The sequence below is a fragment of the Bradyrhizobium sp. WSM3983 genome, assembly GCF_000473045.1.
In the GTDB taxonomy this organism is placed as follows: Bacteria; Pseudomonadota; Alphaproteobacteria; order Rhizobiales; family Xanthobacteraceae; genus Bradyrhizobium.
In genome coordinates this window covers 19918-34374 of the sequence record NZ_KI421489.1, presented here as the reverse complement: position 1 = coordinate 34374, position 14457 = coordinate 19918, and the positions used below count along the sequence as shown (strand labels likewise).

The following is a 14457-nucleotide window of genomic DNA, read 5'->3' as shown; positions in this document are numbered from 1 at the left end:
AGCTGCGAGCAAGCACAGCGAGTGTCTCATGAAAACATTCAACTCCGTCATTAGATCAACAAGCGCCATCACAGCCCTTGCTGCCGGGATTCTTCTGGTCGCGGCACAAGGGGCCACTGCCGGCAATCATGATGGCAATCATGGCTTCAACCATTTTGGTCAGGGCGGCGGCAGTGACACCAGGCGCGGCATGGGCGATCCGGCTCGCAATGCCATCGGCGCCGAGCGTCGCGGCAGCGGCCAATCTGATCGCAAGCCCATGTTTGGTCTCAAGCCAGATCGTGCCGACAAGCATGCCAACAAGCAGGACCGAGAGCACGACAAATGGGGACGGGACCGAGAGCGGCTCGCTGACGGCAAGAAAATGACTGGGCCCACGGGCAAGCCGAGCGACAAGCCTGTTGAGGCGAGTAGCGGAAAGCCAACTGACTCAGCTGCAAGCAAACCTATTGCTTCCGGCTCGGCGAACACGGCCGCCGTCGCTCCGCCCGTTAACACCATCCATCCGATTCTCAGCCCGCCCGCCGGCAACGTGACCGTGTCCAACGGCGTGACCAAGTATGAAATACCCGATGGCGCGGGAGGGGTGTCGGCGTATTCCAGCGCTCCCGGCAAGATCACCGTGACCAACGGCAAGGATTCGGTGACCTTGAACGGCGGCTCGGTGACCGTATCCAACGCGCTCGGTGTCGGAGCGGCGCAGAATAACGTTCAGGTTGGCGCCCGAAACGGCGAAGGCAAGACGGTCGTCAGCGTTGCGCCGACGCCGGAGGCGCCGACCTCTAGAGGCACTGTCACCGGTTTTGGTATGCCGGGGGGTCCTGTTGCGAAAACTGCCCTCAAGATCATCGACGCAGTTCCAGTCGCCACCTTTGGCCCTCCCATTGCTGCCGGCTATGGCCTCGCCAAAGACGGAGTTAAGGGCGCCGTTCACGGCGTCAAAGAGTCGGCGAAGGTCGTCTATGACTTTCTGACTTGGTGACCTCTGCAACTGATCGCGTGGGCGGCGGGCTTATTCTCGTCGCCCTGCCAGCACCAGTGCCTAGTAGCCATCCGAGGGAAACCAGAATGTCCAGACTTTCACGTCACACGATCCCCACCGTCGCGCTCACCCTGATCAGCTTCGGGGTTTCCACCCAGCAGGCCCTTGCTGAGCCTGAAAACTGCTCGGCGAGATTCAACCATTGCATTCGCGATGGCGAGAAACTCGGCTCTTTCAACGCCTGCAACAAAGCTGAACACGCGTGCGAAAGCAGGAATACCGAAAGGGGATACAAAGGCAATGACGTGAAAGGCCGCGGGGCGGAGGGCAAGGAAAAGAACACGGGGGGAAAGGGCGGAGGCAAGACTGCCTCAGATGGCGCGACCTGGAATGGCGAGTACACGACCGTCGTCGTGACGGACAATGCAGGCACCAGCACCTACACGGTCAAACAAGGCGTCCCTATCGAAAATGGACAGATGATTCTAGCACCAAACGGTGCCAGCTATCACGTCTGGGATCCTGAATTGGCGAGGCAACTCAAAGCAGCAGGCGTCAATGCCGCCTACGCCAATCCCGCGGCTGCAAAAAACGAGTACGCGCTCTCGCGCGACAAGGTCGTCCGCGACAGAGCGATCGCAGCGGGCCAGCCTGTCCCTCCACCGACCGGCCATCGCAACGACGACGCGTTAGGTAATCGAGCTCCCGTCGTCAACGATCATCGCAATGGCGGCTCGCCCAAGCCCGACAGCCCGCCGCCCGCTGCCGCCCCGGGAACCGTCAGCAGCACGCCCGTATCCAACCCTGATGCAGTGTCGCGGGTTAGCGATCATCGTCATCCGGCAGGAGCTGCTTCCGGCCACGAAGGCGGGGTTACGGTCACCCAGACGACCAGGACTGCGGGTTCAGGATCTGCTTCGGGTGACGGCAACCGCAGGCAGAAATGAACCGAAATGGATTTGCGCAATCTCGCATCACCCAGGAGAAAGCCATGGATGCTCGCTGGAGAATGCCACTATTCGTCGTTGCACTCAGCGTCGGATCGCTTGCCGCGGCTACTGCCCAGCTCTCAGCGCCGATCCCTACGGCAATTGCAACGCCCAGCCTCGCACTAGCTGTTGTCCTTCATGCCGAGGGGGCTCAAATCTACGAGTGCAGGGCCGCATCCGACGGCAACCTCGCCTGGCGCGCCCGTGAGCCGATCGCCACGCTTGTCTTCGACGGTAGCACGGTCGGGCGCCATTACGCGGGTCCACGCTGGGAGTACGTCGATGGAAGCGTGGTGCACGCCAAGTTGGCCAGCAGCACGCCTGGTGCGTCCGAGGCCGATATCCCGTGGCTCCGGCTCGATGTCGTGGACCAGCGCGGCAACGGCAAATTGTCCGGCGTGACCCGCGTAGAGCGTGTCAACACCCGGGGTGGCGTAGCGCGCGGACCTTGCGACGAAGCAGGCGCTTTCCTCAGCGTGCCTTACTCGGCGGATTACGTCTTTTTGCGAAAGGACTGAGACCCTGTGACCAGGCCGGCGCTGAAGACTGCGGAGACTGGCGTCGCTTCTCTCCACATGCAGTCCGCTCAAGCTGCGCAACGAACCGCGCCAAGCGACCCTCGCGACAAAGAGTGCCGATGCGCTCGGAGTCCTGAAGGAGGTCACTATGCTGATTGATCACGGGCAAACTGAATTCACGTACTGTCCCCCGGTCGGAGGATTTCTGCGGCGGCGCTGAGTGCTAGACGCGGATGGCAATGAATCTCTGTAAGTCGCTTTGCCAAAGCAGGCAGCATCCGCGAGACTAATAGAAAGGAAAAACCCATGAACAAGTCGAAGAACCTCATTTCCACCATCCACATCGTCGCGCTGATTGCAGTCGGAAGCGTTCCGGCGGCAGCCGCCGGCGGTACGTTCGCAGCAGACGCCGCCGGGACTGAAGGCCGCGCCCTCCGAGAAATTCCAATCGAAAAGCCTCTCCCTCCAGTTTACCGGGGCGAGCACAGGCACGATCGTAGTTGGTGGTACCCCTTTCATCGTGGTCACAGCAGCCGGGTCGTCATGACGCCTGTCATCGGCAAGCGCGCGCGATAGAGCACGACAGATCTGCGACTCTCGGGATCCGGGGTTGTTATCAGATGCAGACCAGCGCAGGCCAGCCAAAGGTTGCGGATATGCTGCCTCTGGTTCCCGAGAGGGCACGGCCCGCGAAGACCTTAGCGGCATCGTGCTTGGTCAGAGTTTAAGGACCCTCATCGTCGAAGCCGAGCTCAAATCCGGCTTCGACGAAAGAGACACGCGTTCGACGCTTTTCTGCTCATGCAAAATGGTCGAGAACACGCGGCGTCAGCTGTCGATGTTGGAAGCCGGGACTGCAGGTGTGTTAGCGCGAGTTTCCATCGCTTGCCGACCGACATCGCCGAAGCGCGAGCTTGAGCTCGGGCTTCGGCGAGAACCGTTCTGACGCGGCTTGCCGCTGTCCGGAGAGCCGGCCTTATTCCGGCACTGCTTCGCCGGAGCCGCCGAGTTCGGCCGGAAAATCCTTGAGCTTGGGGAGCCCGTCCCGCATGCGCAGCACCGTTTCAGCGTAATTGACGTGAACGCCAGGCGCAAAGGGAAGGGTCGGGATGGTCGCGGCGAACACGTCCACAAGCCCCAGCGGCGGATGGTTGGTCATCAGGTGACCGCCGCACTTGCTGCAGTATTGGCGCTCGCTGAGTGCCGTCTTCTCGAACGTCGCAATGTGCTCGGCTCCTGACTTGATCTGTACCGCGCCGGGCTTCCACAGGCTGAAGGCGTTGACAGGACCGCCGGACCAGGACCGGCAAGAACTGCAATGGCAGTACCCCATGGCCTCCGGAGATCCTGTGACCTCGACTTTCACTGCGCCGCAAAAGCAGCTCCCGATGTGACTCATGACTCTTCTCCCTTTCGAAGTTGATCACGTGTCATCGAGTATCAAAGAGCGTTGACGCGATTCCAGTTCAGGAACTGTACTGGCGCCAGGTATGTCGTCGCGAAGCAGTTCAGCTTCATGCTGGTCGACGAGGCCGGGAGCCGGATCTCGTGTTCAGCTCGCGAGCTTTTGCTCCTTTGCAAATGGACTGAGACCAAGCCAGACTTGCATCGCCGAGGCAAGTTGCCGATTTCCGGTCAGCATCATCCGCTCGCTCCCAACGGCAGCGCGTACGGTATCAAGCCCCATCCAGATGGCCGTCATGGTGCGCAGGTCGACTGACACATAGAGGTCGACATCGAACCCTGGATCGACCGAGCAGAGATCGACACCATCTTCGGGATCGACGATCAGCCACCACGAGCGCTGCGCACCCGACAAGTCAGGGTAAACGAACTGGACTACGCTACGCGTTCGCGGCATGGGGGTCGTATTCAGATTTCGCCGCATGTCCCACATCAGAAGCTGAACGTCCAGGTGCTTCAGCGACAGGTGCGCTTCGATCCGGCGCTGACCCCAGACGCCGAAGGCCTCGATGATGGGCCCGAGTTCGCGTCCAGATACCGTCAGATGATATTCGAAGATGCCGGGATCGGACACCGAGGCCGTGCGGGCGACGATTCCCGCCGCCTCAAGGTCCTTGAGCCGCTGGGAGAGCAGGGCCGGCGACATCCGCGGCACGCCGCGACGCAAGTCATTAAAACGTGTTGAGCCGGCCACGAGCTCGCGCAGCAACACCACTGTCCAACGGGTGCATAATATCTCTGCTGCCATCGCGACCGGGCAAAATTGCTTATAGCTGCCTGTTGCCATGTTTTCCTCCGCCAACCAGGTCACCGTACGACTTGGACGCGAGTGCTTCCAGTTCAGTTTCTGTACCGGCTTCGATTCAGTTCCTGAACTGGTCGCGCGCAATGCCGGTTGATAACTGGGGGGAGCGAGCTTGGGCTCGCCGAAAACGCGCACTCCGCCTGTCGTCGCGTGCCGCCGATGAGGTGCAGAGCCGCCCCTTGCAGCTTTTAACCAATAAGGATTTCCTATGACATCGTATACGTTTGAACCGACTTTGCCGGTGATAATCCGCTCCGCGGCGCTTGGCGCGGCAGCCCTTGTAGTGATGGGCGTCTCAGCAGCTTCCGCGGCCACGCTGTCGCGCAGTGTCGACGTTAAAGGCTCACCATCGGCCGTATGGTCGATGATCGGTCCGTTCTGCGCGATCAAGGACTGGTTGCCGCCCGTGGGCGCCTGCATTGAGGACGGCAAGGCGCCCCCATCCCGAACCCTCGTGACAAAGGACGGCAAGGCGGCATTCGTGGAAAAGCAAACCGCACGAAATGACTCGGAGTATAGCTATTCCTATTCATTCCTATCGAGTCCGTTGCCGGTGACAAACTACACGTCGACCATCAAGGTTACGGCCAAGGGCGACGGCTCCTCCACTGTCACATGGACCGGCTCTTACACCCCGGACCAAGGCAAAGAAAGGGCGGCTAACGAGGCGTTGAACGGCGTCTATGAAGTTGGTCTGGCTGAAATCAAGGCCAGGCTTGCCAAATAATTGGCAAGGCCATCGTCCCTGATTGCGTCTCTGCCGGTTCGGCATCGCCCAGCCAACGTTCGATGCCGACCGGCAGAGTTAATTTCGTGAGATTGCCTGGCGATTCAGCAAGGCTTCATGGGAAACAATCTGATTTGAATCAGTTCCACTGATCGCAAATTTATCAATGGCCGGCGGAGACATGGGTGAACATTGCTCATCCGAAGTGAGCGAGTCCCTCTTTGTTGGGCGCTCAGCATTCGTTCCGATCCGGCTGTCCATCAACTGTCCTCGCCTTCTATCCTCACAGTTGTGGAATTTCGGTCGCGTCTCGAGAGGAAGCAACGGTGGCTAGCGGCATTCAATACCATCCGAAATCTGCTCCGGCGGGCACCGTTGTTCGGTCGGACGCGCAGAACGAACGGCAGAGCCAATATCAAAAAGCATCCCGTCTGATTGGAGACATCTATGATGCCTCCCTCGACCCGGCGACTTGGACCACTGTCCTCGAAGAGATAGCAGAATTCGTAGGCGGTCCGGCAGCCATGCTGGCCTTCACGCGGCCTGGCCTTGCAGTCGTCGAATCGTATCATCAGTTCGGTATCGATGCGCGTAGCATGCGACTCTATTCGGAGACATATTCGAAATTCAACCCGCTCGCGGCAGTTGCGCTTGTCGGCATTGGACAAGTCGTCAGCGTTCCGGATCTCGTGTCGTACGAGGAATTCTGTAAGGGGCGCTTCTATCAGGAATGGGCGGCGCCCCAGGGCTGGATCGACGTTGCGAGCGCCGTGCTGGAGAAATCAGCGACGGGATGTGTCTTTCTCAGTGTCGTCCGCAGCCGGACGGCGGGGATGGTCGACGACGAAATGCGTCGGCGCATGTCGCTTGTCATCCCTCACGTCCGGCGTGCGGCTCTGATAGGCAAGACCATCGATCTCAAGCGCGCAGAGTCGTCGACATTCGCCGAAGCTTTCAATGGACTCTGCTCCGGCCTGTTTCTCGTTGACGGCCGACGACATATCGTGCACGCCAATGCCGCAGGGCATGCCCTTCTCAGGGAGGGCAGCGTGTTCCGTTCGATTAATGGCGAACTCAACGCAGGCGAAGCGCAGATCAACAGGATCTTGCGCGACACTTTCGCAGCGGCCGATCAGGGCGGCGCTGTGCGCTCCGCCAGGGGCATTGCGTTGCCACTACAAGCGTCCGACGGAGAACGCTACGTCGCTCACCTGTTGCCGCTGAAATCGGACGCCCATCTGCCTGCTGGCGCTATCAATGGGGCGGTCGCTGCATTGTTCGTCCGCAAGGCCGTCTTGGAAGCACCGTCGGCTCCGGAAGTTATAGGCCGGAGCTACAAGCTGACGCCGACCGAGTTGCGTGTGTTGCTTGCCGTCGTTGAAGTTGGCGGTGTTCCGGAAGTTGCCGCGGCGCTTGGGGTCGCGGAGAGCACGATCAAGACGCACGTCAGTCGCCTGTATGAAAAAACCGGCGCTGGTCGACAGGCCGATCTGGTCAAGCTTGTCGCCGGATTTTCCACGCCACTAGCCGATTGAAGGCACGCAAACGGCGTGCCTCCACATTTCCTCAGCGCCTTCACTGATCACCATTGCCGGTGCGGGCGAGTGGGGCGGGTCCCGCCACCCATAGAGCCGCCCAACCCGGCAGTGGGTTCGCCGCCGATGCCCTTGCCCGGGCCACCATTGATGTTGAAGGGCTTTGCCGCGGCAGAGCTGATCGGGCGCGTACCGGTGTTGTCTCGGGCGAACACGCCTTCCGTCGCCGCTATGAGCATAATGCTCGCCGCGACTGTCGTGACGATTGTAAAGAAATTCATATGATTTTTCATGGTCTACTTCCTGCTCTGTCCGCTCATCTGGATGCCCGACCAAGAGGCAAGGCCCTGAGCTGCCCGCATCATGACGACAATTTCTGCTGCCAGCGTCGTTCGATCGGGGGACGGCCCGATGCTCAAAGGCCATTAAGGACGTCGCGCATTAAGCGCGCGAGGCGCGGGGTTCGATTCGCCCTGGAAAGGCGCCTGTTCGATCTCCCGGCAATGGTCCCGCCATCCACAGGCGCCGCCATGATGCCATCGTGCCGCTGTTTTGCCCGACGCGTCAAGTCGTTTCGTAAAATCAGCAGCGAGTGCCGCGTGGCCACTGGCTACTGTGCATGGGGTTGTTTTCGATATTTTTTGTCCGGTCCAGCAAGCCTCAGCCGGACCCCATCGCCATCATGCTTAGGCGGTCCGAGCACTCGCCTCAGCTGTCGACCTTCAGCGCGGCAATGAAAGCTTCCTGCGGGATGTCGACCTTGCCGAACTGCCGCATCTTCTTCTTGCCTTCCTTCTGCTTCTCCAGAAGCTTGCGCTTACGCGTGATGTCGCCGCCGTAGCATTTTGCGGTGACGTCCTTGCGCAGCGCGCGGACCGTCTCGCGCGCGATCACCTTGCCGCCGATCGCCGCCTGGATCGGGATCTGGAACATGTGCGGCGGGATCAGCTCCTTCATCTTCTCGACCATGGCCCGGCCGCGGCCTTCGGCACGGGTGCGATGCACCAGCATCGAGAGCGCATCGACCGGCTCGTTGTTGACCAGGATCTGCATCTTGACGAGGTCGGCCGGCTTGTAGTCGGTGAGATGATAGTCGAACGAGGCGTAGCCCTTGGAGACCGACTTCAGACGGTCGTAGAAATCGAACACGACTTCGTTGAGCGGCAGATCATACTTCACCATCGCGCGGGAGCCGACGTAAGTCAGCTCCTTCTGGGAGCCGCGGCGGTCCTGGCACAGCTTCAGCACGCTGCCGAGATATTCGTCGGGAGTGAGGATCGTGGCTTCGATCCAGGGCTCCTCGATCTCCGCGATCTTGACCACGTCCGGCATGTCGATGGGATTGTGGATCTCGATCTCGGAGCCGTCGTTGAGCTTCATCTTGTAGATGACGCTCGGTGCGGTCGCGATCAGATTGAGATCGAACTCGCGCGACAGCCGCTCCTGGATGATCTCGAGGTGCAGCAGCCCGAGGAAGCCGCAGCGGAAGCCGAAGCCGAGTGCGGCCGAGGTTTCCATCTCGAAGGAGAAGCTGGCGTCGTTCAGCCGCAGCTTGCCCATCGCGGCGCGCAGGGTTTCGAAGTCGTCGGCATCGATCGGGAACAGGCCGCAGAACACCACGGGGATCGCCGGCTTGAAGCCCGGCAGCATCTCCGTGACGGGTTTCCTGTCGTCGGTGATGGTGTCGCCGACGCGGGTGTCTGCGACCTCCTTGATCGCGGCGGTGATGAAGCCGATCTCGCCGGGGCCGAGCTCGTCGACCTGCTGCATCTTCGGCGTGAAGAAGCCGACGCGCTCGATGTCATAGGCCGCACCTGTGCCCATCATGCGGACGCGGCTGCCCTTCTTCATGACGCCGTCGACGACGCGGATCAGCACGACCACGCCGAGGTAGACGTCGTACCAGCTGTCGACCAGCAGCGCCTTCAACGTTGCGTCGCGATCGCCCTTCGGCGGCGGCAGTCGGGTGACGATGGCTTCCAGCACATCGGGAATGCCCAGGCCGGTCTTGGCCGAGATCATCACCGCGTCGGAGGCGTCGATGCCGATGACGTCCTCGATCTGCTGCTTGACCTTCTCGGGCTCTGCGGCCGGAAGGTCGACCTTGTTCAGGACAGGAACGATCTCGTGATTGTTGTCGAGCGCCTGGTAGACGTTGGCGAGTGTCTGCGCTTCGACGCCCTGGCTGGCGTCGACCACCAGCAGGGAACCCTCGCAGGCCGCCAGCGACCGCGAGACCTCGTAGGCGAAGTCGACATGGCCTGGCGTGTCCATCAGGTTGAAGATGTAATCCTTGCCGTCCTTGGCGCGATAGGCGAGCCGGACCGTCTGCGCCTTGATGGTGATACCGCGCTCGCGCTCGATGTCCATGGAATCGAGCACCTGCTCCTTGCCCGCCATTTCGCGGTCGGAGAGGCCGCCGGTCATCTGGATCAGGCGGTCGGCCAGCGTCGATTTGCCATGGTCGATATGGGCGACGATGGAGAAATTGCGGATGTTGGAAATGGGGACGGTCGTCATGGGCGCGGGATACCACTCACATCCCCGTGCGGCAACCATATTGCTGTAATTTCAGGGCCTTTCTTCACGCCAAGCTGATTCCACCGGGTGCCAAAACGCGCTACGCAACGGCCATGTCAACGACCTCGATCCCCTCCGCCCGCGCGCGCGCAAAGACACGCCTCGGCTTTGACCGTTTCCGGGCCTGGCTGGTTGCCTACGCGACCCACCCCTCGGCCCGGCTTTGGCTGGTGATCCAGCTCGCCATCCTGCATGCGGTGATCTGGACCTTCATCCTGATCAATCTCAAGGCGGCGCAGGACGTTCACATGGACGTCGCAGAAGCCTGGGGCTGGGGGCAGAAATTCCTGTGGGGCTACGGCAAGCATCCGCCGTTGTCGGGCTGGATCGCCGGGCTCTGGTTTTGGGTTCTCCCCGCAACGGACTGGGCGACCTATGCGCTGGCGATGGCGACGGTCAGCGTCGGCATGGTGATCTGCTGGCTGGTCGCGTTGCGCGTGGTCGATCCGCGCCGCGCGTTCCTGGTCGTGGTGATGGTCGCGCTCTATCCCATCTTCAATTTCAAGGGCTTCAAGTACAACCCCGATCTGCTTCAGCTCGTCACCTTGCCGCTCGTCGTGCTCGCTTATCTCAACGCGTTCGAGAAGCGGAGCTGGCAGTCCGGAATCTTTCTCGGGCTTGCCGGCGCGCTGGCGCTGATGACCAAATACTGGGTGCTGACCATGATCGGCGCCATTGGCCTTGCCGCGCTGATCCATCCGGAGCGCATGAAGTTCCTGCTGTCGCCGGCGCCATGGGTCGCGATCGCGACGATGGCAGTGGCGATGATCCCGCACATCGTCTGGCTTGCGGATGCGCATTTCGTGCCGCTGACCTATGCCGGCGACACCTACAGCATCGAGGATGCCGGCCAGGTGCGTCAGCTCGTGTTCGGCTATGTCCTGCACAACGCCGCGCTGCTGGCGCTTCCCGTGGCGCTCGCCGCACTCGCGATGGCGCTGGTGCCGCCCTGGCTGACGCTGCTTGTGCGCGCGCCGCTGCGCATTGTCACGCGGGCCTGGGCGCGCGGCGCCAACGCGAGCGTCAATGTTCCCCAGGCGCTGAACATCTGGATCATCCAGATCATCGTCGCGGCCGGGCCGCCGCTCGGCGCGCTTGCCTTCAGCATCTACATGAAGACCGATTGGGGCATCTCGCTGTTCTTCCTGGTGCCGCTCGCGCTGGTCGCGATCCCGACGCTGCGGGTGCAGAGCGCCGTGCTGTTCAACATCGTAGCGATCTGGCTCGTGCTCAGCGTCGCGACGCTTGTCGCCTCGCCCTGGATCGCCGCGCGCGAGATGGCGGCGAATTCCGACAATACGGCGACCTATGGTGCGCGCTCGGAGCTTGCGCGCGAGCTGACGCAAGCCTGGCATTCGCGCTTCGCCTCGCGCTGGGCGATCGTTGCCGGCACCATGGAATCGATCCAGCCGATGGTGTTCTACAGCGCCGATCATCCGGCTGCGTTCACGCCGAACGAGGCGTGGGGCTCCGGGCTGACGACACTCGACGACGTCAGGAAATACGGCTTCATCGGCGTGTTCGACCCGACCGACGGCCGCTTGCCTGCATTCGAGAAATGGGTGTCCGAGATCGCGCCGAACGCCGAGCGGATGGTGATGACGACGCGCCGCTTCACCCACGGCAAGGCCGGTCCGTCGATGACGTGGAACGTCTACATCGCCCCGCCGGAGAAGTGACCGAGGGGCCTAAACCCCTTCCTCGTTGAATTTGCTTTCAACGAGCTCGGTAATCGCCGCCAGCGCGGCTTCGGCATCGTCGCCGGCGGCTGCAACCGTGATCGTCGTCCCCGGTCCTGCCGCAAGCATCATCAGGCCCATGATCGAGGTGCCGCCGACGGTCTCGCCGCCGCGCGTCACCCACACCTGCGCGTTGAAGCGCTCGACCGCCTGGACGAATTTTGCCGAGGCGCGGGCGTGCAGGCCGCGCTTGTTGATGATCAGGAGCTCTTTGGAAATCGCGCCCGCGGGCACGCCTGTCCCCGCTTGTGGAGCGTCGTCGCTCATTTGCCGGCGAGCACCCGGCTGGCGATGGTGACGTATTTGCGGCCGGCTTCCTGGGCCATCGCGATCGCGTCGGGAAGCGGACGCTCCTCGCGCACCTTGGCGAGCTTCACCAGCATGGGCAGGTTGATGCCCGCGAGAACTTCGACCTTGGGCCGGCTCATGCAGGAAATCGCGAGGTTCGACGGGGTACCGCCGAACATGTCGGTGAGGATCGCAACGCCGTCGCCGGAATCGACGCGGTTAACCGCCTCGATGATGTCGCTTCGGCAGAGATCGGAATCATCTTCGGCGCCGATCGTAATCGCTTCGATTTGCTTTTGTGGGCCCATGACATGTTCAAGCGCTGCCTTGAATTCGTCGGCAAGGCGCCCGTGGGTCACAAGTACTAGACCAATCATCGGAAAACTCCCGCGGGCGCTTTTGGTGCACCGCACGAACGCGCCACTTTGACCATCCAGAGCCCCCGCGCAAGGGGGGATGTTGCGTATCTCCCTGAATCTAGACGGATGGATAAGGGGAGCTGCGCCGGTCTATTCGGTCGCGAGTGTGGGGTTCATATGGTTACAATTTCCCTTCAAACAATCGGCTCAAGGGTTAGCCGGAGGTTAACTCTTGGTAGTGATCAAGGCCGCAACAACCAAGGGGAGGGGCGAATCGCCGCGCTTGACCGGGATTCGCGGTATTTCGACACCCAAAATGGTGGTTTTCAGCAATTCCGGCGGCGGCAGCCGTTCGGCGTCGTCGGCGTCCAGATCGACCACGAGGCCGACCGTCGCATGCTCCACGAAGTCGCAGCGGCGGATTCCCAGCCCGCGAATCTCGATCAGCCCGGCCAGAAGAGGGGCGGGACGAACCGAAATTTCATGGCCGACTGTCGCCAGATGGACACGGTCGTCACCGACCAGGACGGCGCTTTCGATCACGCCTGAGCGCCCCGCCATGATCAAATCGAAGGCAAGGCGCGACTTGCCGGCCCCCGAGGGCCCACGGATCAGCACCGCCAGGGGGCCGACCTTGACCGCGGAGGCGTGAACGCTCGGCCCGCCGTCGCTCATAGCGCCGGCAGCCTCACCACGAAGCGCGCGCCGGCAATCGTCGGCGCCCCGTCTTCATCAGCTGGGCCGGCGCGGTTCTCTGCCCAGATGCGCCCGCCATGGGCGTCGACGATCTGCTTGGAGATCGACAGGCCGAGGCCGGAATTCTGGCCAAAGCCCTGGTGCGGCCGGTCGGTGTAAAAGCGCTCGAAGATGCGCTCCAGCGCGTCGTCACGGATGCCGGGGCCGTCATCGTCGACCACGATCTCGATCTCGCCGCGGACACGGCGGCAGGTCAGGCGCACCTTGCTGCCGGCTTCCGAGAAGGACTGCGCGTTGGAGAGCAGGTTGGAGACCACCTGCCCGAGCCGCGAATCATGGCCGGTAACCGCGAATGTGTCGGTCGGGCTGCGGCCCTCGAAGCGTGCCTCGACCGCGACGTCGTGACCGAGCTTCGTTTCATTGGCGACCGCAACCAGGGTACCCAGGAGCCGCTTGAGATCGACCGGGATCGCATCCTGCCGCTGCAATTCGGCATCGAGCCGGCTCGCATCCGAGATGTCCGAGATCAGGCGGTCGAGCCGCTTGACGTCGTGCTCGATCACTTCGAGCAGGCGGGCGCGACTGGTCTCATTGCGCGCCAGCGGCATCGTCTCGACCGCGGAGCGCAGCGAGGTCAGCGGGTTCTTCAGCTCGTGGGCGACGTCGGCGGCGAACATTTCGATCGCCTCGATCCGCTTGTAGAGCGCGTTGGTCATGTCGCGGAGCGCGCCGGAGAGGTGGCCGATCTCGTCGCGGCGACGGGTGAAGTCGGGAATTTCGACACGGGTCTTGATGCGGCGGCGGACCCGTTCGGCGCTATCGGCGAGCCGGCGCACGGGACCTGCGATGGTGCTCGCGAGCAGCAACGACAGCATGATCATGACCGCGGCGGCGACGCCGCCGACTTTCAGGATCGCGAGGCGCTCGGCGGTGACCATCTGATCGATTTCGTCACCCTGGGTCGACAGCATCAGCGCGCCACGGATGGCGCGCGAGCGCAGCACGGGGACCGCGACCGAGACAATCACCTCGCCGCGCGCATTGACCCGCACCATCGAGCGCTTCTGGCCCTGGAGCGCGTCGGCGACTTCGACATAGCCATTGCCGTTCTCGCGCCCGAGTTCGCGATAGAGCGGCAGGTCGCCGCGGTTCAACCAGGTGCGGGTCGCGACCATGGCGCGCTCGACCAGGCCGGGTTTCTCGGACGGTGGCGGCAGCGGGAAGGCCCTGAGAACGTCGAGGTCACGGCTGTCGAGCAACACCGAACCGTTGGGATCGAAAATCCGCGCACGGGTTTTGGTCGGCGAGATCAGCGTGCGCAACACCGGCGCCACGCGCTCGGGATTGATCGGAAAATCCAGCGAGTCGTCGGTCCCGCCATAGCTCTCACCCAGCTTCAGGTCGAGCAGCCGTTCGGGGTCGACGGTGATCGCATTGGTCTGCACCGTCGCCGACGCGCCGATGGCGCCGGCGATGATTTCGGCCTGCACCAGCAGGCTCTGCGCGCGGGCGTCGATCAGGCCGGCGCGGAACTGCGAGAGATACAGGATGCTCGCGACCAGGGCGACGAGACCCGCGAGGTTGAGCGAGACGATACGGCGGGTCAGGCTCGAGAACGACAGCGCGAAGAAGAACTGGCCGGCGCGCTTGAGCCAGTTCAGCGGCCCCCAGCCTCGCGAGCCCGGCTTGTCTTCATGGTCCGAGGCGCCGTGGGCGACAACGTCCTCGGCGTTCGAACTCGGATCAGACTGCGTTCGGTCAAGCAATGCTTACGC

14 protein-coding genes and 1 pseudogene are annotated in these 14457 nt (G+C 62.3%); 7 read left to right on the top strand and 8 right to left on the bottom strand.

Annotated features, from left to right (window positions below; all coding sequences use genetic code 11):
• Positions 1–28 precede the first annotated feature (28 nt).
• The 4 genes from YUA_RS0140880 (at position 29) to YUA_RS50780 (ending at position 3065) form a co-directional block, all read left to right on the top strand.
• Positions 29–982: a hypothetical protein gene (locus YUA_RS0140880; RefSeq protein ID WP_027535794.1), complete on the top strand. Its 954-nt coding sequence runs from the start codon at positions 29–31 to the stop codon at positions 980–982.
• 86 nt (positions 983–1068) lie between these two features.
• Positions 1069–1929 carry a hypothetical protein gene (locus tag YUA_RS0140875; RefSeq protein WP_027535793.1) on the top strand — a complete coding sequence of 287 codons (861 nt, stop codon included), beginning with the start codon at positions 1069–1071 and terminating at the stop codon, positions 1927–1929.
• A 44-nt stretch (positions 1930–1973) separates the two neighbouring features.
• On the top strand, positions 1974–2489 hold the full coding sequence (locus YUA_RS0140870; protein ID WP_027535792.1) for a DUF3455 domain-containing protein: 516 nt from the start codon (positions 1974–1976) through the stop codon (positions 2487–2489).
• A 306-nt stretch (positions 2490–2795) separates the two neighbouring features.
• Positions 2796–3065: a hypothetical protein gene (locus YUA_RS50780; RefSeq protein ID WP_156947620.1), complete on the top strand. Its 270-nt coding sequence runs from the start codon at positions 2796–2798 to the stop codon at positions 3063–3065.
• A gap of 400 nt (positions 3066–3465) precedes the next feature.
• Here the strand turns inward: YUA_RS50780 and YUA_RS0140865 are convergent, their stop codons facing one another.
• A complete protein-coding gene (locus YUA_RS0140865; RefSeq protein ID WP_027535791.1) occupies positions 3466–3888 on the bottom strand; it encodes a GFA family protein in 423 nt (140 codons plus the stop codon).
• A 153-nt stretch (positions 3889–4041) separates the two neighbouring features.
• Positions 4042–4740, bottom strand: a complete 699-nt coding sequence (locus tag YUA_RS0140860) for a helix-turn-helix domain-containing protein (protein WP_027535790.1) — start codon at positions 4738–4740, stop codon at positions 4042–4044.
• A gap of 226 nt (positions 4741–4966) precedes the next feature.
• On the opposite strand from YUA_RS0140860, the gene YUA_RS0140855 reads away from it, so the two are divergent.
• Positions 4967–5485 carry an SRPBCC family protein gene (locus tag YUA_RS0140855; RefSeq protein WP_035973087.1) on the top strand — a complete coding sequence of 173 codons (519 nt, stop codon included), beginning with the start codon at positions 4967–4969 and terminating at the stop codon, positions 5483–5485.
• A 326-nt stretch (positions 5486–5811) separates the two neighbouring features.
• On the top strand, positions 5812–7020 hold the full coding sequence (locus YUA_RS0140850) for a LuxR C-terminal-related transcriptional regulator (protein ID WP_156947619.1): 1209 nt from the start codon (positions 5812–5814) through the stop codon (positions 7018–7020).
• Between the two features lie 47 nt (positions 7021–7067).
• On the opposite strand, the gene YUA_RS0140845 is transcribed toward YUA_RS0140850, so the two are convergent.
• Both YUA_RS0140845 and lepA read right to left on the bottom strand, forming a co-directional pair.
• Positions 7068–7313, bottom strand: a complete 246-nt coding sequence (locus tag YUA_RS0140845) for a hypothetical protein (RefSeq protein WP_156947618.1) — start codon at positions 7311–7313, stop codon at positions 7068–7070.
• 415 nt (positions 7314–7728) lie between these two features.
• Positions 7729–9540: a translation elongation factor 4 gene (gene lepA, locus YUA_RS0140840; RefSeq protein ID WP_027535786.1), complete on the bottom strand. Its 1812-nt coding sequence runs from the start codon at positions 9538–9540 to the stop codon at positions 7729–7731.
• Positions 9541–9653: 113 nt separating this feature from the next.
• Between lepA and YUA_RS0140835 the strand changes: the two genes are divergently transcribed.
• Positions 9654–11279 (top strand): glycosyltransferase family 39 protein, encoded by a 1626-nt coding sequence (locus YUA_RS0140835; RefSeq protein ID WP_027535785.1) that lies wholly within the window; start codon positions 9654–9656, stop codon positions 11277–11279.
• Between the two features lie 9 nt (positions 11280–11288).
• Here YUA_RS0140835 and YUA_RS0140830 read toward each other — a convergent pair whose 3' ends face one another.
• The 4 genes and pseudogenes from YUA_RS0140830 to YUA_RS0140815 all read right to left on the bottom strand — a co-directional run bounded on the left by YUA_RS0140830 (position 11289) and on the right by YUA_RS0140815 (position 14448).
• Positions 11289–11606: an HPr family phosphocarrier protein gene (locus YUA_RS0140830; RefSeq protein WP_027535784.1), complete on the bottom strand. Its 318-nt coding sequence runs from the start codon at positions 11604–11606 to the stop codon at positions 11289–11291.
• Positions 11603–12004, bottom strand: a complete 402-nt coding sequence (locus YUA_RS0140825; protein ID WP_007597752.1) for a PTS sugar transporter subunit IIA — start codon at positions 12002–12004, stop codon at positions 11603–11605. Before YUA_RS0140825 ends, YUA_RS0140830 begins: the two co-directional genes overlap by 4 nt.
• A 189-nt stretch (positions 12005–12193) precedes the next feature.
• Positions 12194–12661 (bottom strand): annotated as a pseudogene (locus YUA_RS0140820) (HPr kinase/phosphorylase).
• Positions 12658–14448, bottom strand: coding sequence for a sensor histidine kinase (locus YUA_RS0140815; RefSeq protein ID WP_027535782.1), 1791 nt, complete (start codon positions 14446–14448; stop codon positions 12658–12660). The pseudogene YUA_RS0140820 and the gene YUA_RS0140815 overlap by 4 nt, the downstream one beginning before the upstream one ends.
• Positions 14449–14457 lie beyond the last annotated feature (9 nt).